11 protein-coding genes are annotated in these 17647 nt (G+C 72.3%); 5 read left to right on the forward strand and 6 right to left on the reverse strand.

The genetic code is table 11. The features are described 5' to 3' along the window. Positions 1 to 46: 46 nt before the first annotated feature. On the forward strand, positions 47 to 823 hold the full coding sequence (gene cofC / locus ACG83_RS05705) for a 2-phospho-L-lactate guanylyltransferase (RefSeq protein WP_054565451.1): 777 nt from the start codon (positions 47 to 49) through the stop codon (positions 821 to 823). Further along, the gene (locus ACG83_RS05710; RefSeq protein WP_054565018.1) at positions 820 to 1638 is read left to right on the forward strand and encodes a cyclase family protein; all 819 of its coding nucleotides are present in this window, start codon (positions 820 to 822) and stop codon (positions 1636 to 1638) included. Before cofC ends, ACG83_RS05710 begins: the two co-directional genes overlap by 4 nt. Here the strand turns inward: ACG83_RS05710 and ACG83_RS05715 are convergent. Beyond that, positions 1614 to 4157 carry a bifunctional diguanylate cyclase/phosphodiesterase gene (locus tag ACG83_RS05715; protein WP_054565019.1) on the reverse strand — a complete coding sequence of 848 codons (2544 nt, stop codon included), beginning with the start codon at positions 4155 to 4157 and terminating at the stop codon, positions 1614 to 1616. The genes ACG83_RS05710 and ACG83_RS05715 overlap by 25 nt on opposite strands. Positions 4158 to 4582: 425 nt before the next feature. After that, positions 4583 to 5602: a transglutaminase family protein gene (locus tag ACG83_RS05725; protein WP_054565021.1), complete on the reverse strand. Its 1020-nt coding sequence runs from the start codon at positions 5600 to 5602 to the stop codon at positions 4583 to 4585. 249 nt (positions 5603 to 5851) lie between these two features. Between ACG83_RS05725 and ACG83_RS05730 the strand changes: the two genes are divergently transcribed. Then, complete coding sequence (locus ACG83_RS05730) at positions 5852 to 8047, forward strand: RNA degradosome polyphosphate kinase (RefSeq protein ID WP_054565022.1); 2196 nt, start codon at positions 5852 to 5854, stop codon at positions 8045 to 8047. A 150-nt stretch (positions 8048 to 8197) separates the two neighbouring features. On the opposite strand, the gene ACG83_RS05735 is transcribed toward ACG83_RS05730, so the two are convergent. The 3 genes from ACG83_RS05735 to leuC all read right to left on the reverse strand — a co-directional run bounded on the left by ACG83_RS05735 (position 8198) and on the right by leuC (position 11123). Next, entirely contained in the window at positions 8198 to 8482 is a 285-nt protein-coding gene (locus ACG83_RS05735; protein ID WP_006541029.1) for an HU family DNA-binding protein, read from the reverse strand. 571 nt (positions 8483 to 9053) lie between these two features. Further along, positions 9054 to 9641: a 3-isopropylmalate dehydratase small subunit gene (leuD, locus tag ACG83_RS05740; RefSeq protein WP_054565023.1), complete on the reverse strand. Its 588-nt coding sequence runs from the start codon at positions 9639 to 9641 to the stop codon at positions 9054 to 9056. An 84-nt stretch (positions 9642 to 9725) separates the two neighbouring features. Further along, positions 9726 to 11123, reverse strand: coding sequence for a 3-isopropylmalate dehydratase large subunit (gene leuC, locus ACG83_RS05745; protein ID WP_054565024.1), 1398 nt, complete (start codon positions 11121 to 11123; stop codon positions 9726 to 9728). Between the two features lie 255 nt (positions 11124 to 11378). Here leuC and ACG83_RS05750 point away from each other — a divergent pair, with 255 nt between their 5' ends. Together ACG83_RS05750 and ACG83_RS05755 are read left to right on the forward strand one after the other, a co-directional pair. Beyond that, positions 11379 to 12164, forward strand: coding sequence for an IclR family transcriptional regulator (locus tag ACG83_RS05750; RefSeq protein ID WP_054565025.1), 786 nt, complete (start codon positions 11379 to 11381; stop codon positions 12162 to 12164). A gap of 439 nt (positions 12165 to 12603) precedes the next feature. Then, positions 12604 to 14790, forward strand: a complete 2187-nt coding sequence (locus ACG83_RS05755) for a serine/threonine-protein kinase (RefSeq protein WP_054565026.1) — start codon at positions 12604 to 12606, stop codon at positions 14788 to 14790. A 464-nt stretch (positions 14791 to 15254) separates the two neighbouring features. On the opposite strand, the gene ACG83_RS05760 is transcribed toward ACG83_RS05755, so the two are convergent. After that, entirely contained in the window at positions 15255 to 16988 is a 1734-nt protein-coding gene (locus ACG83_RS05760; RefSeq protein ID WP_054565027.1) for a sensor histidine kinase KdpD, read from the reverse strand. Between the last annotated feature and the right edge of the window lie 659 nt (positions 16989 to 17647).

The raw sequence follows: 17647 nt of genomic DNA on the forward strand, positions 1-17647 counted from the left end.
CCCGCCACGGCGCCTTCGCCGGTCCCGATGGCCTATCGTCTGCGCTGTGCAGTCCGCCGAGACGATGCCGCCATGGGTCGTGCTGGTACCGCTGAAACCGCTGCAGGCGGCCAAGTCCCGGCTCGACCATCCCGATCGCGGCGCGCTGGCCCTGGCGATGGCGCTGGACACCACCGCGGCCATCCTCGACGTCGACGCCGAGGTGGTGGGCTCGGTCATCGTCGTCACCGACGACCCTTCGGCCCGCGAAGCCCTGGCCGACCTCGCGAAGGCGTACCCGACCGCCACGTCCACATCGACGTCCGCGGCAGTGGCGGTGGACGTCGACCTCCACCGCCCCGGCAGACCCGACGGATCCGTCGGGCGGGTGGGACGTCTGCTGGTAGCCGCGGACGAGCCGCGCAGCGGGCTTAACCCGGCGTTCGCGCATGCCGCGGCACTCGCCCGGCGGCTGCATCCGGGATGGGGGACGGCTGCCCTCTCCGCGGACCTGCCCGCGCTGCGGCCACAGGAGCTGCGCCGTGCGCTGACGGTCGCGCCGTCGACCGGCCACGCCGTGCTCGCGGACGCCGTCGGCACCGGCACCGTGCTGCTCAGCGCGGCACCCGGCACCGAGCTGCGCCCGCGGTTCGGGTCCGGCAGCTTCCGGGCGCACCGCGACGCGGGAGCCACCGACCTCACCGGGCTCCTGCGCGACCAGGTTCCCGGGCTGCGCCGCGATGTCGACACGGTCTCCGATCTCGCGGACGCCCGCGCACTCGGGCTGGGCCCGGCGACGAGGCGGGTGCTGAAGGCCGACCCGTCGCCACGCAGCGCGGCGTGAGCACCCCGCGCGCCGCGGCGGTCTCCCTCGGCGGGCTCGACGAGCTCACGGTGGTGAGCCTCGCCCACATCCATGATCCGGCGACGACGCCGATCTTCCCGGGGGACCCGGAGTTCACGCTGACCACCGCGGCGACGATCGACGAGGACGGCTACTACCTGCAACGGGTGAGTTGCGGTGAGCACACCGGAACGCACTGGGGGGCACCCGGCCACTTCGAGCCCGGTGGCGCCCTCGCCGACGACCTCGGCCCCGCGGACCTCTTCCTGCCCGCCGTGCGGGTCGACGTCCGGGCCGCCGCGGCCGCGGACCCCGACTACCAGGTGACGCTGGGCGACCTGGCCGCCTTCGAGCGCGAGCACGGCCGGATTCCCGCCGGGGCCGCCGTCATCGCCTGGACGGGCTGGGCCGACCGCTGGGGCACCCCCGCCTACCCGAACCTGGACCGGCACGGCCGCCTGCGCCAACCGGGCTTCGGCCTGGACGCCGTCCGCTGGCTGATCGGCACCGGGCGGCTCGGGCGACGGGGCGCTCTGGGCTCGGACACCTTCGGCCCGGATCCGGGCTCGGACGAGACGTTCGCGGTCTCCAGGGAGCTTTTCCACGAACACCGCATATCCCTGGAGAACCTGACCAATCTCGCGGCGCTTCCCCCGGCCGGTGCCTGGGTGCTGGCCGGGGGCACCGTCAACCGGGCCGGCTCCGGCTCCGCCGCCACGGTGTTCGGCCTGGTCCCGCCCCGCCCGCGCGACGGCGGCCGGCGCAGGCGAACCACGCGAACCATCCGCCATCAGGATGGTCGACGCCACCGCTGATCCGCCGGGACGGTGGCCGCGGGCTCCCCGCTCGGGATCGTGGCCGTGGGCTCCTCGATCGTGGCCAGCCCTGACAGCGGCCCCGGCCGGGCGAAGAGGAAGCCCTGACCGAGCTCGCAGCCGAGCCGGTCCAGCTCCACGAGCTGGGCCTCCCGCTCGATGCCCTCGGCGATCACGACCGCGCCCAGTGAATGCGCCACGTCGATCATCGATCGACGCAGGTTGGAGTACCGGCTGCCGTCCATCGGCGGGTCGATGAGCGTGCGGTCCAGCTTGACGACGTCCACCGGCAGCCGGTGCAGCACAGCCAGGTTCGTGTTGCCCGCGCCGACGTCGTCCAGCGCGATCGTCACCCCGAGCTCCTTGACCTCCGTCAGGACGTCCGCCGCCGCGGCGAGGTCGGTGATCCGGCTGGTCTCGGTGACCTCGACCACCAGGCGCCGCGGGTCGAGACGGCTCGCGGCGAGGACCCGGGCGACCGTGTCACGCAGCCGGGTGTCACCGATCCGGCTGGCCGAGACGTTCACATGCAGGCGCAGTTGGGAACCGGTCGGGTAGGCGAGGGCGACCTCGGTGCAGGCCCGGGTGAGCACCAGGTCGTCCAGGAGCCCGACCATGCCACCGCTCTCCGCCGCGGCGACGAACGTGCCCGGGGAAACCGGCCCGCGGCCCGGATCCGTCCACCGTGCCAGTGCTTCCAGGGCCACCGCCCGCCCGTCGCGGAGCCGGACGATCGGCTGGTAGTGGACGTCGAAGCCGGCGGAGCTCCCGCCGCGGCGCAGGGCGGTCGCCAGCGCGTCCGCGAGGTGTGCGCCGGCCTCGGGTGAGGCCATCCCGGGGCGGTAGGTCACCAGCCGGTCCCGGCCCGAGCATTTCGCCACCTGCACGGCGGTCTCCGCATGCCGCAGCAGTGCCTCCCCCGTCTCGTGCGTGCGGCGGGCGACGGCGAGTCCGGCACTGGCCCGGATCGACCGCTGCCGGCCACCGAACGACACCGGGCGGCGCAGCGCCGCCAGCACCCGGGCACCCACGACCTCGGGCGACTCGCCACCACCAGCCATGAGCACCGCGAACTCGTCCGACCCGATGCGGGCGACGAGATCGGTCGCGCGGACGCAGTGCAGCAGCCGCTGCGCGACCGTGCGCAGCAGATGGTCACCGGCCGCGGGCCCGAGGCTGTCGTTGAGAACGCTGAAGTCGTCCAGGTCGCAGTACAGGATGGCGATATCGGCACCGGGCCCGGACGCGGCCCCGGACGCGGATCCCGACCCGGCGCCCGCCCCCCGGCCGGCGGCCCGCCGGCGGTCGGACAACAGCCCCCGCAGCCGGTGCTGGAACAGGACTCGGTTGGGAAGCTCGGTCAGCGGGTCGTGGAACGCACGATGGTGCAGCTCCCGTTCGGCGGCACGGACCCGCAGCACGAGCCGACGCCCCGCTCGGGCAGCCTCCAGCCGATCCGCGACCATCCCGGTCGCCAGGGCCGCTGCCAGCCCGATCTCGACGCCGTCGGGCCGATGGCCGCTGGCCACCCCGGTGAGCACGACCGCGGTCGCGGCCCCGGCCAGCAGCGTCGGCACGACGAGGAGTGTCCGGCCCTCCGGTCCGTCGCCACCGTCGGCGAGCACGACTCCGGCCTGCCCGCGCGGCGTGGCGCCGGCTGTGTGCCACGCGGCCGCGAGCACCACGGCACAGCCGGCGATCGACATGATCCCGATGAGGAGCTCCGGCGCGTCCGGGCCGGTGGCACCGTCCCGGCCGCTGGCACTGTGTGCCAGCGATGTCGCGGCGGCCAGCAGAACCAGCCCGGCCGCCACCGCGAGGACGCGGACGCGATCGGTGAGCCGACGAAACGCCGCGGTGTGCAGCGACACCAGCACCAGCACCACGACCTCGGCCGGGCGGACGATCCCCACGAACCGTCCCCAACCATCGTCCGCGGCGGTGAGCGCCGGGCGTACGCCAAGCCCCCAGCCGACGAGGAGCACCGAGCAGGCGAGCAGAAAACGGTCGACCAGACCAGCGGACCCGCCGCCCACGATCCCGCTCCCGAACCCGCCCGCACCACCGAACCCGCTCCCGAACCCGCCCGCACCACCGAACCCGCCCGTGCCCCTGAATCCGCCCGTGCCACCGAACCCGCCCGCACCCCTGAATCCGTCCGCACCACCCGCACCACCGGCACCACCCGTGGGCACTCCGGGGGGAAGCGGCGGCAGGTCCGGCTGGCTCACCGGCCGGCGCGGTCTGGCCGTGGGCGCGGCGGAGAGGGCTGCCAGGGCGAGCACCGGCATGGCCAGGTAGCCGACATCTGCTGGCGACAGCCGGTATGGCCGGCTCCCGTGAGCCGGCCCGGCCTGCAGCAGCCAGACCGACTGGCCCGCGGTCCAGGCGACGAGGGCCACCGCGGCCCAGATCAGCCATCTGCCGTGTGCCCGTCCAAGGCGGCGGCCCTTCCAGACGCAGCCGGTCGCGGCGGCAAGTGCTGACGCGATCGCGGTGCCGTCGAGCAACAGCGGCACGCCCACCCTCCTCCCCTGCGGCCGGTGGTCCGGTCACCCGCCGGCCGTGGGCCGGATTCCCCGCACGCTGGCCCTCTACGGGCCGCGCCGGCTGCGAGCAGGGGCATGGCGGCTGTTCCTGGATGACGGCGCGTCGCGGCTCGGCCGTGACCTGACGGTTCGGCGCCCACGAGGGTCACTGACCGCGGTGAGCGACCGCGGCGCGCTCGTCGGGCGCTCCCGCGAACCGGGCATCCCCTGCCCGATCAACCATTCGACGCCGAGTGACCAGCTCGTCGGAGAGCGCCTCGCGTCACCGTATCTTGTGATCGGGCAAACACAAAGAGTGTCCACCTGTGGTGCGCGCGGCGCGTCGACGACCATTCCCGCCAGATCGCGGCGTCACGAACAGCCGGATTCGGACAACCAGAAGAAGCGCCCGAAGATCACTCGGTGACCGTGGCGGCAACAACGGGGGCCGCGCAGGCGGCGGGGGCCGCGGCGGGAGGGACCACGCTGACCACGTCGACCCGCTGGGTCGCGACCAGCGCCCCACGGCCCACGCCGACGTAACGGCCGGAGGTCGGCGCCACATCCTGGTAGTCACGCCCGACCCCGACGGTCACATAGCGCAGATCCGCGGTCCGGTCGTGACAGGGGTCGAACGGCACCGCCACCGCACCCGCCCCGCCCGGCGACAGCACCCCACCCCGCGGCACCGCCCTGCCCGACGGCAGCGCACCACTCGACGCGAGCGCACCGCTCAACGGCAGCGCACCGCCGGACGACAGCGCCCCGCTCGGCACGACCACCTCGACCCAGGCGTGCGAAGCCCCTTCACCCACCAGGTGCCCGGACACGTAGCGCGCGGGGATCCCGACCGCCCGACACATGGCGATCATGATGTGGGCCTGGTCCTGACACACCCCGGACCCGCCGGCGAGTGCCTGGGCGGCGGTCGTCCCCACATCGGTACTGCCCGAGACGTACTCGATGCGCTGATAGACCCAGCCGCAGACACGACGGGCCGTGGCGACCGGGTCGGAGCTCGCCAACGAGCGGGCCGCGTCGACCATCGCGGCGGTCGGCGTCGTGAGCGGGGTCGGGGCGAGCAGGCGGCGGCTGCTGAGCGCGGACGCCGGAAGCTCCGGCCAGCCGAGGTCGGCGACCCGCTCCACGACCACGGTGATGTCGAAGTCCAGCGTCGGCGGGACGACGTCGATCCTGATGTTGGCCACCTGCAGCCCGTCCGGCCCGCGCTGCCAGGTCGTGCGCGCGTGGGGCGCGGAGACCCGCAGGTCCATGTAACGCCGCAGCTGACCGCCGTGGCGGACGGGCGGCACGGCGACAAGCCGGTGGTCGAGATCCGTCGCGGCTCCGTCGTAGGTGTAACGGAAGCGCTGGCTCACCCGATAGGTGACCCGCTCGGCGCCCACCAGGTCGACCTCGCCCGCGGGTTCCGACATGCCGTGATGGGGATCATGCGGGGCGCACCCGTCCCTGATCGGCCCGGTAGTTGGCGCCACGCCGTCGATCGTCGCTCGTTTCTGTTTCCCGCCCGTTAACGGCGGAGACGCCGCCACCCAGCCTTTACCGAACAAAGTCAACACGGACCATCATCACTTCCTGCACGACACAACCAGTCCACACGATGACCTCACATCGTCATCCTTCGCGGCTGCCGAGTTCACGCGGAACTGGCAGCATGGGCAAGCATGAGCGAGCTGGTCGCGACCCGGTCGGAACAGCCGCAGCGAAAGGCTCGGAGCGCGCTGCTGGAACCCCTGGAGGCGCCTCGTGCGCCAGCCCCGTCGGATCTTCCCTCGGGTCGGTTCATCAACCGCGAGAAGTCCTGGCTGGACTTCAACGCGCGCGTCCTGGCGCTTGCTGAGGATGTCTCGACACCCCTGCTGGAGCGGGCGAAGTTCCTCGCGATCTTCGCCAGCAACCTCGACGAGTTCTACATGGTGCGGGTGGCCGGCCTGATGCGCCGCCACGCCACCCGCCTCGCGGTCCGCTCGGCGGACGGCCTGACCGCACGCGAGCAGCTCGATCTCATCAGCCGCACGACCGCCGAGCTCACCGCCCGCCATTCCCGGTGCTTCACCGACGAGGTGGCGCCGTCACTCGCCCACGCCGGAATAACGATCAAACTGTGGCAGCAGCTCGAAGCACCACAGCGGGAACGGCTGCGGGACTACTTCGCCCAGCAGATCTTTCCGGTTCTCACTCCGCTCGCTGTCGATCCCGCCCACCCGTTTCCCTACATCAGTGGGCTTTCTCTCAATCTCGCCGTCGCCGTGCGTGAACCGGGCGGCGAATCCGAACGGTTCGCCCGGGTCAAGGTTCCACCGAACGTCCCCCGACTGATCAGGGTGGATGTCGACGAGAGCACCGAGGGCCTGGCCGGTGCGCGGGATGACTCCACCGCGTGCTTCGTGCCGCTGGAAGAGGTCATCGCGGCCCATCTCGGGCAGCTTTTTCCCGGCATGGAGGTCGTCGACTCACACCTGTTCAGGGTCACCCGCAACGCTGACCTCGAGGTCGAGGAGGACGAGGCGGAGGATCTGCTGCAGGCGCTGGAGCGCGAGCTCGCGCGCCGCCGGTTCGGCCCCGCGGTGCGGCTCGAGGTGGACGCCGACATCGACGACGACCTGCTGAACCTGCTGATGCGCGAGCTGGAGATCACCGAGCGCGAGGTGCACCGGGTCCGCGGCCCGCTGGACATGTCCGTCCTGTGGGCTCTGTACGACCTCGACCGCCCCGAGCTGAAGGACGCGCCGCGGGTACCCGTGACCCACCCCCGGCTGCTCAACGACGAGGGCGAGCCGACGGACTTCTTCAGCGTGCTGCGCGAGGTCGACGTCCTGGTTCATCACCCGTACGACTCGTTCACCACGTCGGTGCAGCGCTTCCTGGAGCAGGCCGCCGCGGACCCGAACGTGCTCGCCATCAAGCAGACCCTGTACCGGACCTCCGGCGACTCCCCGATCGTCGACGCGCTCGTCGCCGCGGCGGAGGCGGGCAAGCAGGTCGTCGTCCTGGTGGAGATCAAGGCCCGGTTCGACGAGAGCGCCAACATCCGCTGGGCCCGGGAGCTGGAACGAGCCGGCTGCCATGTCGTGTACGGCCTGATCGGGCTCAAGACGCACTGCAAGATCTGCCTCGTCGTGCGGCAGGAGCGCGGAGGCCTGCGCCGCTACTGCCACGTCGGCACCGGGAACTACAACCCGAAGACCGCGCGGCTCTACGAGGACATCGGCCTGCTCACCGCGAACCCGGACGTCGGAGCCGACCTCACCGACCTGTTCAACGTGCTGACGGGCTACAGCCGGCAGACCGAGTACCGCTCACTGCTGGTCGCCCCGCAGCACATGCGGGACGGAATCATCGAGCGCGTGGAGGCCGAGATCGCCGCCGCCCGCGAGGGCCGGGAGTGCGGCATCCGCATCAAGGTCAACAGCCTGGTCGACGAGCAGCTCATCGACGCGCTCTACCGGGCGTCGATCGCCGGGGTGCCGATCCAGTGCCTCGTCCGCGGCATCTGTGCCCTGCGACCGGGAGTTTCCGGGCTCTCCGAGACGGTGCACGTCCGTTCGATCCTCGGGCGGTTCCTGGAGCACAGCAGGGTGCTGGAGTTCGTGTCGGCGGGCGAGTACTGGATCGGCAGCGCCGACATGATGCACCGCAACCTCGACCGCCGGATCGAGGCGCTGGTGCGGGTTCCACACGCCGAACGCCAGGCCACCGTGCGCGGGATGCTCGACCATGCCTTCTCCGACCAGGTCTCCGCCTGGGTCCTCGCCCCGGACGGCCGCTGGGAGCGGCACACCACCAGTGCCGACGACGTGGCGCTGTCGGACTACCAGCACGACCTGATGGCTCGTGCGTTCGAGCGCGGGCGCCGCTGAGGCTGGCACATCACCGCCGCCCCGGCACCGCACCCCACCGAGCCGGACACGTCGCCGGGCCGGACGGATCGCCGGGCCGGCGGCGGCCGTGCCGCCGGTCACGGCCGCGCCGGAAGGCGGCCGTGGGCGGCGGCACGGCCGCCGTGCGCTTCAGTCGCTGCTGGCGGAAACGCTGGCCTTGAACTCGGAGCCGGGCCGAAACTTCGGCACCACGGACGCGGCGACGTGCACGGGCTCACCGGTCGCGGGGTTGCGGCCGGTGCGGGCGGCACGCTCCACCCGCTCGAACACACCGAAGCCGGTGATCGTGACCTTCTCGCCGCCGGCCACGGCCTCCTGGATCGCGTCGAACACGGCGTCGACCGCCTTGGTGGCGTTCGACCGCCCGCCCTCGATCTGCTGAGCGATGCGGTCAACCAACTGGGACTTGTTCACAACAACCTCCGGACGCCCCCGCGCTTGACGGGGTGGGGAGCAGATCGGGCATCACACTGCGCTGCACCGTAGGCATCTCCACTGTCGAGGGCAATTCCCATGAGCGTGTCGCGTCACACAAACCCGCACGTCAGCGGGTTCGCGCCGGGTGACTACCGCTTGTGCACTGTTCGACGAGGCCGCCGCATCCTGCAGTTTCGTCACCTTGAGTCACTTTTTGCCAGCGGCGATTCATGCCGAACGTCACGAATTGATAGCCCCCAGACGCAACGAGACGGGTGTGCTTACCGCAACGCACCGGCGCACTACCCCAAGCGGATGTGAGATCACACTCAGCACCACAACGAGCACGCGAGCGGGGATGCCCCCGAGGTGGCGCGACCGCCCTCCGACGCGGTGGCCCGATGGCTGTGGATGTGATCAAAGCAACATCCCCGCAGCGGCCCCGACAGGCCGCCCAATGGCCCGAAAAGCCCTGTGCCGGGCCGGGTCAGAGCGTCCGCGCAAGCCCCGGACCCGGCCGGCCCGGTGGCCGTGACGACCCGGACCGGCCCGGCGCAGGGCTTCGGGCTCAGGCCGTGGTCGGCAGCCAGGCCGGCCGGCCCGCCTCGAAGGCGGTGATCCGCTCCTCGTGACGCAGCGTCAACCCGACGTCGTCCAGGCCCTCCATGAGCCGCCACCGGGTGAAGTCGTCGAGCTCGAAGCCGACCGTCCGGCCGGCGCCGCGGACCTCGCGGGCCACCAGGTCGACGGTGATCTCCGTCGTCGGATCGGCCTCCACGGCGGCCGTCAGCGTCTCGACGACGTCGACCGGTACCACCACCGGGAGCAGGCCGTTGCCCAGCGCGTTGCCCCGGAAGATGTCGGCGAAGCGAGGCGAGAGCACGGCGCGGAACCCGTAGTCCTGCAGGGCCCAGACCGCGTGCTCCCGCGACGAGCCGGTGCCGAAGTCGGGCCCGGCGAGCAGGATCGACGCCCCGGCGTACGCCGGGTTGTTCAGGACGAACGACGGGTCCTCCCGCCACTCGGAGAACAGGCCGGCGCCGAAGCCCGTGCGCTCGATGCGCTTGAGCCACTCGCTCGGGATGATCTGGTCGGTGTCGACGTCGCTGCGCCGCAGCGGCACCGCCCGACCGGTGTGGATGGTGAACGCCTCCATGACAGGCACGTCCCCTTCGAAATCGTTCGAACGGCTTCGTTCGAAAGTCGCTGTGTGCAGGCGGCTACAGGTCGGAGCGGACGGCTACAGGTCGGCGGGCGCGGTCAGGCGGCCGGTCACCGCGGTGGCGGCGGCGACCTCCGGCGACACCAGATGGGTGCGGCCCCCGGGGCCCTGGCGGCCTTCGAAGTTGCGGTTCGACGTCGACGCGCTGCGCTCCCCCGGCGACAGAGTGTCCGGGTTCATGCCCAGGCACATCGAGCAGCCCGCGCTGCGCCAGTCGGCGCCCGCCGCGCGGAACACCTCGTCCAGGCCCTCGGCCTCGGCCTGTGCCTTGACCTCCATCGAACCGGGGACGATCAGGACCCGCAGCCCGTCGGCCACCTGCCGCCCGCGCAGCACCTCGGCGGCGGCACGCAGGTCGGAGAGCCGGCCGTTGGTGCAGGAGCCGATGAAGACGGTGTCGACGGCGACGTCGCTCAGCGGCGCGCCGGGTGTGAGACCCATGTACGCCAGGGCCCGCTCCACCGAGGCCTTCGCCGCCGCGTCGCCGTAGTCGGCCGGGTCCGGAACGGCGGTGTTCAGCGGCGCCGCCTGGCCGGGGTTCGTTCCCCAGGTGACGTAGGGGCTCAGGCTCGGCGCGTCGATGACCACCTCGTGGTCGAAGGTCGCGTCGTCGTCGGTCGCCAGCGTCCGCCAGTAGGCGACGGCGGCATCCCAGTCGGCCCCCTGCGGCGCGTTCGGACGGCCCTTCAGGTACTCGAAGGTCGTCTCGTCCGGGGCGATCATGCCGGCCCGCGCGCCGGCCTCGATGGACATGTTGCAGACCGTCATCCGGCCTTCCATCGACAGCGCGCGCACGGCCTCGCCGCGGTACTCGATGACATAGCCGGCCCCGCCGCCCGTGCCGATCCTGGCGATCACCGCGAGGATCAGGTCCTTGGCGGTGACGCCGGCCGGCAGCTCGCCCCGCACGGTGACGGCCATCGTCTTCGGCCGGCGCTGCGGCAGGGTCTGGGTCGCCAGCACGTGCTCGACCTGGCTCGTGCCGATGCCGAACGCCAGCGCGCCGAAGGCGCCGTGGGTCGAGGTGTGGCTGTCACCACAGACGATCGTCATCCCGGGCTCGGACAGGCCCAGCTGCGGGCCGACCACGTGAACGATTCCCTGCCCCGGGTCGTTCATCGGGAACAGACGGACACCGAAGTCGGCGCAGTTCTTGCGCAGCGCCTCCACCTGGGCCCGCGACACCGGATCCGCGATCGGGAGCAGGGTGTCGGTCGTCGGGACGTTGTGGTCCTCGGTGGCGATCGTCAGATCGGGCCGCCGGACCGGCCGGCCAGCCAGCCTCAGTGCTTCGAACGCCTGCGGCGACGTGACCTCGTGGACGAGGTGCAGGTCGATGTAGAGCAGGTCCGGCTCTCCGTCGGCGCGGCGGACGACGTGTGCGTCCCAGACCTTCTCCGCGAGTGTGCGCCCCATTGGCCCCACTCCCTCTCTGGCGTGAGCCGGGCCCACGCTGCTCGAATCCCGGTGTCATGACTGCGCCGCGGGAGGAGGTCGCCTGGCCTCCCGCTCGTCTGGTTTTCCGCTTCGTGGTCTCCCACTCGCCTCGCCTGCCCATCCCGCCCCTGAGACGTCTCAGCCCCTGAGACATCTCAGCTCCCGAGACGTCTCAGCTCTTAGGACATCTCAGCTCTCAGGGCATCTCAGCCCTTGGGATGGCAGTATCAGACTATGGAACATAGTAGCGGCGTCGGCGTCCTGGACAAGGCTGCCCTGGTTCTGACCGCTGTGGAGCATGGCCCGGCCGACCTGCGCGACCTCGTCGCCCAGACCGGGCTGAGCCGAGCCACCGCCCACCGGCTCGCCAGCGCTCTGGAGGTCCACCGGCTGCTGGCGCGCGACGCGGCCGGGCGCTTTGTTCCCGGCCCTCGGCTCGCCGCCGGCGGCCCCGCCGCACTGCCCTGGGAGATGCTGGACGCGGCCGGCAAGATCCTGACCGCCCTGCGCGACGAGACCGGCGAGAGCACCCAGCTCTACGTTCGGCGCGGCCCGGTCCGGGTGTGCGTCGCCGCGGCGGAACGCTCCGCCGGCCTTCGCGACACCGTGCCGGTCGGCGCGGCCCTGCCGATGACCGCCGGATCGGGCGCGCAGGTCCTCCTCGCCTTCGCCGACGCCACCGAGCCCGATCTGCTGGCCCGCGCCACGTTCGCCCCGGACATCCTGGCCCGGGTGCGCCGGCGCGGCTGGGCGGAGAGCATCGGCGAGCGCGAGCCCGGCCTGGCCTCGGTGTCAGCCCCGGTCTTCGACGGATCGGGCCTGGTCGCCGCGGTGTCGCTGTCCGGCCCGGTCGAACGGCTCACCCGGTCGCCGGGACGGCGCCACGGCCCGGTCGTCGTCGCCGCGGCCCGGCAGCTGTCAGCGCCGGGCCCGCCGGCTGCGCCGGTCGCGCCGCGCCCGCCGCATCCCGACGATCAGAACGCGACCCCCCGGGAAAGTACCCGAAGTCACGATGGATAGCCGGAGAATGCCGGTCCGCGAACACACAGGAAAATCACTGGATTCTCGCCGTGAACACCACCTGCGGGCATGGCGGGGCGCAATCCAGCCACAGCGGTAAGCGTCAGCGGGACCCCGACGCAACCGGGTGAGATGCGACGTCGTAGCCTTTGGTGGTCAACAGTCAGGATCGATGTTTCCGAGCGGTTGTCCACCCACGGACATGGATGTCGCACGGTTCGGCCTGACCGTGGCTCCGCGGTTTCCGGCCGGGGCTGCGAGTGCCCGGCCCGATGTGCTTCCAGGCCGATCGCTCCGGTCGGACGCGGCGCCAGTGGCCATGCGCAATCCCAGCGACGGCAGGCACGTCGACGCGCTGCGGTTGCCGGGTCCCCGTCACGACGGGGCGCAGGCTCACGCCGGTCAGGCTCCCCACGGCAGTCAAAGGGGGAAAGGCGCAGTGCGCAAACTGGGTTCGCGGTACGTCCTGCACGAGCTGATCGGGCAGGGCACTGCCGGCCAGGTCTGGCGCGGGGCCCACGTCCCCGACGGGGAGCCGGTGGCTATCAAGGTTCTCCGGCCGGAACTCGCGCATGATCCCGAGGTCGTCGACCGGTTCCTCCGCGAATGCGACCTCCTGGTGCGGCTTGACAGCCCCGAGCTGGTACGGGTGCGGGACCTGATCAAGGAGCCCGGCACGCTGGCGATCGTGATGGACCTCGTCGAGGGCATCGACCTGCGCGCGCACCTCGACCAGAGCGGCCCACGCCCGGTGACCGAGGCCGCCCGCCTCGTCATCGGCCTGCTGTGGGCGCTCGACAGCGTGCACGACGCGGGCATCATCCACCGCGACGTCAAGCCCGAGAACGTGCTCATCGACACCTCGGATCCGCGTCGTCCCTATGTGCGGCTCACCGACTTCGGCGTGGCCCGCATGATCCACACCCCGGGCCGGGCATCGCTGACCGGCCCGATCGGGACCCCGCTCTACATGGCACCCGAGCTGGCGGACGACGTCCCACCGACACCTTCGGTGGACATCTACGCCGCCGGAGTCGTGCTCTACGAGCTCATCGCCGGCAGTCCCCCCTTCGACCACGCGCATCCCGCCGACCTGATGCGGGCGCACCGCGAGGAGCAGCCGCTACCCATCCAGGGTGTGCCGACGGCGGTCTGGGACGTCCTGGCCTCAATGCTCGCGAAGTCGCCGAAGCAACGCCCGGCCACCGCGGCGGACGCGGCGGAGGACCTGCTCGACGCCCTCGAGGACGACGACCGGGATCACGACCACGACTTCGACCAGGACTCCGGCAACAACAACCACACCACCCGGATCGACCGGGCCGAGCGGCCCGGCGCGGCCGGACGATCCGGCACCGCCAGCCGATCCGGCGCAGCCGGACGTCGGCACGGCGCCCCCGCGGGACGCGACGCCGCCTTCGACGCCGCACTCACCCAGGTCGGTGGGATCGCCCCCGTCGCCGCGACCAGCCTGCTCGCCGCCGGGACGGACGCGACCGGCGCCCACAGCGGCTGGAACGACGCCGCGAACACCCAGGTCGCCGGCATTCCACCAGCCCGCGCCGACTGGGATGCCGCGGCGCACACGCAGATCGCCGGGATGCCGCCCGTGCGGCCAGACCGCGCTGGTGCCGGGGCCGGCCCGGGCACCAGCACCGACTGGTCCGACGCCGCCACCGGGGCCCAGCCCGCGGTCCGGGTTCCGGCGCGTTCGGCGGGTTCGGCCTCCGACCGCAACACGGTGATCTCGAAGAGCAAGGATTCCGCACCCGCGGGCGCGCCAGGAGCGGGCGCGGGCGCACCGAGCGGCCGTTCGGCGGCCGACCGCCGCCGCCGCAGCCGCATCGCGGCCGGTGCCGGCCTGGTCGTGGCCCTCGTCGCCGGAGCCGGTGGCTGGGCGCTGGCCGCCGCCGGGGGCGGCGACACCACCCTGACCACGGACAGCAACCAGCAGATGTTCACCGACGATTCCGGCGTGGTCGCGACTCTTCCCGGGGGCAGCCCGATGCCGCCGGGCATGGCCCCGCCGGCCGCCGGCACGGACGGGCGCTCCACCGGCGCCGCACGCGGCACCGCATCCGGCCGTCCCGGACAGAGCACCTCGCCCGGCGCCAGCGCCACCCAGTCCGGGACGGCCTCCCCGAGCGCGAGCACCAGCCCCAGCGCCTCGCCGACGACCAAGGACGGAACCGTCCCCGACGTGACGAACCAGAGCAAGTCGGCCGCGACGAGCACGCTGAGCGGCAAGGGCTTCACGAACGTCGCGACCAGCGAGACCTGCCGGAAGGGCGAGAGCGGCGGGATCGTGCTCGGTCAGAGCCCCAACGCCGGCAGTGTCGTCCCGGTCTCCACGAAGATCACGCTGACCGTGCAGGCCACCGACTGCGTCGAGGTCCCGTCCGTCGCCGGCAGCTCGCTCAGCGCGGCACGGAGCAAGCTGACCAGCGCGGGGCTTGGCGTTCTGGACGGCGGGGGCGGCTGTCAGTGGGGAACCACCAGCACTGCGGCACGGACCAATCCCTCGGCCGGAACCATGATGCACAAGGGCGAGAACGTCTGGCTGGAGCCGAACTGCTCCGCGTCACCAGCCCCGGCCCCGACAACACCAGCCGCCACCCGGACCTGACAGGTCACCCGACCGCGCTCGACACCCACAGCCACCTCGACGCGACTCGGGGCGCGTGAAAGGGACGCGAGAGTCCGAAGGGTTGGGGGTTCTGGTCGTGCTTGCAACCAGAACCCCCAGCCCCTGCGCGGCAGTAACGCCAGCGGTGGTCGCCGCTCGAAGCCGCCGCTCGAAGATCTGAGGATCTTCGTCGTCCCGACGACCACAATCCTCAGATCCTGCCCGGCGGCAGCTCGAAGCCTGGATGCTGCTCAGTTCTTCGGACTCGCCCCATCCGGCTCAGAGGCCCAGCCGCGCTGGGATGGGCCGCGCGGTCAATCTCCGCCCACACCCGGCGCAGTTCCTCCCGGCCGTCGAGGGGCCCGAGGACTACCCAGGTCACCACCCCTCCCGGCACAGCAGACCCCTGCCACACAACTGCGCTGCCACACAACTGCGCTGCCGCGCAACGCGGGTGAGCGGAGTCAGCCAACCCAGTCCGCGGGCAGCGATGACGGCCACCCCTGCGCCGGCTCGGCTGCTGCCCGCGGGCCCGGAGCAGCCGGGGGTACGGCGGGCAGCCGGGCGGAGGACGGCTTGGGGAAGTTCGCCGGCGTCGGGGTCGGTACCTGAGAGCCCGCGCCGCTGCCGGAAGGGCCACCCCGGGGCCGGAGCAGGGCTCCGGAGCCCGCGGGCAGAGCCGGCGGATCGGGTAGGTCGGCCCGGGTGCGCAGACTGCGCGGGAGAGGCATCGGAACCGGCATGGGAGCTGGCTCCGCGGCACCCGTGGCGGCGGCCGGCGAGGCTGCCCACAGGTCGACCTCGACGATGATCTCGCCGTTCTCCGAGGACATCCGAAGACGGCCACCGTGCACCTCGACCAGGCGCCGCACCACGTAGAGCCCCATCCCGGCGCCGTCCGTCTGGCGGGTAGCCGTCCCGTCCCGCTGGGTGAACGGCTCGAAGAGCTGGCGGATTGTCGCCGGATCGAGGTCCGGACCGGGGTTACGCACCCGGAGCACCACCTCGTCGCCGACCCGGCCCGCGATCAGCCGCACCGGCGCGCCCGGCCAGGAGTGCACGAGCGCGTTGTCCACCAGGTTGGCGACGACCTGGTGCAGGGCCTGGCGGGCCATCCGCACGGAGAGCTGGGGCGGCAGGTCCACGGTGACGCTGTTGCCGGCATAGGTCAGGCCGGCGATGACGTCCCGGACCACCTCGGGTAGGTCGGCGACGGTGTTGTCGTCGGTTCCGGTGGCGGTCGCCGCCGTCAGCATGTTCTCCAGCAGCCTGGACAGGCGGTCGGAGTAGGTGACGGCGGAGTCGAGCATCCCGTCGAGCTGGGCGTCGGAGAGGCGGTCGCGGCGGCGCCTGATGGTCAGCAGGGTGCCGCGGATTCCCGTCAGCGGCGTCCGGAACTCGTGGGAGACCGTCGCGACCAGGTCGCTGCGGATGCGGTCGGTCTCCTCCAGCCGGGCCATGAGGCTCTGCTGGCCCTCGTAGAGCTGCTGGCGGTAGTCCTCCTCCCGCCGGCGGGACTGCTCGTTGTAGTGCCAGAAGACCATCTGGGCGCCGGCGAGGGCACAGATGAAGCCGGCGTGCAGGCCGGCCAGCACCAGGGCGTTGTCCTCCATCCGCCCCGCGGCCTCGGCGGTGACGATGTCGCCGATCTCCAGGCTGGCCAGGAACACGAACGCGATCGCCAGCAGGTAGACGGTCCAGTCCTCGTAGAGGGCGATCAGCGCCACCACGACGAAGAAGTGGAAGTACATCGCGGTCTGGCCGTCGGAGAGATGCACGAAGACGACGGAGCAGCACAGCAGCCCCAGGCTCGCCGCGAGGGCCCGCACCCGGCGCATGCCGGGCACCAGCGCCGCACCGAACAGCAGCGCGGGCGGGCTGGCGGCCAGGACACCGTGTGGCAGGCTGTGGTCACGCCACAGGCCGTACACGACGATCGCCGGCAGGTGGAGGGCGAGCACCCAGCACATCAGGGAGTGGCGGGCGGCCCAGTCCTCCGTGGGCAGGCCCCGGCCCCGGGGGAACCAGGAGACCGGCCCACGGGACGTGGTGTCGACACCCGACGCGGCCAGCCCGGAATCCGCCGCGTGGTTCCGGGACGGCCGAGGCTTCTCGGGTCGCCGGGCGGCGCGCCCTACATGGGCACTGCCGTGACGGCGGCGCGCCCGTGCGGGCATGGAGGGGCTGGCGGAGGACATCCGAGCAAGTTTCCCCCGTTCCGGTCCCGGAGCGCCATGGCTGGCACGGGTGGTGTCGTATGACGACTATGCCCAGCTTTGACTAGGCCATCCGCACCACCCGGTAAGGGGCTCAAAAGGGCATGGCGCAGATGCTGGCATTCCCGACAGGCTGTGGTCCGCGAGGTGGCCTCGCCGACGGCCGCCCGTGAAGGAGGACACGTGCCCCCAGTTGCCCTGACTACCGCGACCGCGACCGCCCTCATCACCCAGACAGCGCCGCAACCTGCGGTAAATGGCGCCCAGAGCGGTGTCCGCGGGGTGTTGGCGCCCCGGCCCCTGCTGCGCCTCGTCGGCTCGGAGCAGGTCGACGGGTCCGAAGGGCCCGCGGAGGTCGTCCACGGCTGGGGTGGGCCGGTCACGTGCAACTGCCGGCCGTGCGCGATGGCCCGTCACCCAGCGTCCATGCCTCGTCTCCGTGTCGTTGACTAGGGCCACGCCCAGGAACTAGTCCTCCACCGCCACCTTCCGGTAGGTCGCCCCTCGCGGCGACCTGCGCCCGACCGGGCCCGCCACCGACAACCAGACCACCCGGACCACCCGGGGGCGACCTGCGGCATGCGCCGCGGCCGGCGCAGGCCGGCAAGGCCACTGCGGCCAGCCTGCCCGCCGCCACCGCG

Source organism: Frankia sp. R43 (assembly GCF_001306465.1).
GTDB classification, from domain to species: domain Bacteria; phylum Actinomycetota; class Actinomycetes; order Frankiales; family Frankiaceae; genus Parafrankia; species Parafrankia irregularis.

Excerpts from the sequence above, each read along its gene's own strand:
- ACG83_RS05725 (WP_054565021.1), bottom strand. The coding sequence starts at position 5,602 with ATGTCGGAACCCGCGGGCGAGGTCGACCTGGTGGGCGCCGAGCGGGTC.
- ACG83_RS05730 (WP_054565022.1), top strand. The coding sequence starts at position 5,852 with ATGAGCGAGCTGGTCGCGACCCGGTCGGAACAGCCGCAGCGAAAGGCT.
- leuD (WP_054565023.1), bottom strand. The coding sequence starts at position 9,641 with ATGGAGGCGTTCACCATCCACACCGGTCGGGCGGTGCCGCTGCGGCGC.
- leuC (WP_054565024.1), bottom strand. The coding sequence starts at position 11,123 with ATGGGGCGCACACTCGCGGAGAAGGTCTGGGACGCACACGTCGTCCGC.
- ACG83_RS05750 (WP_054565025.1), top strand. The coding sequence starts at position 11,379 with ATGGAACATAGTAGCGGCGTCGGCGTCCTGGACAAGGCTGCCCTGGTT.
- ACG83_RS05760 (WP_054565027.1), bottom strand. The coding sequence starts at position 16,988 with ATGTCCTCCGCCAGCCCCTCCATGCCCGCACGGGCGCGCCGCCGTCAC.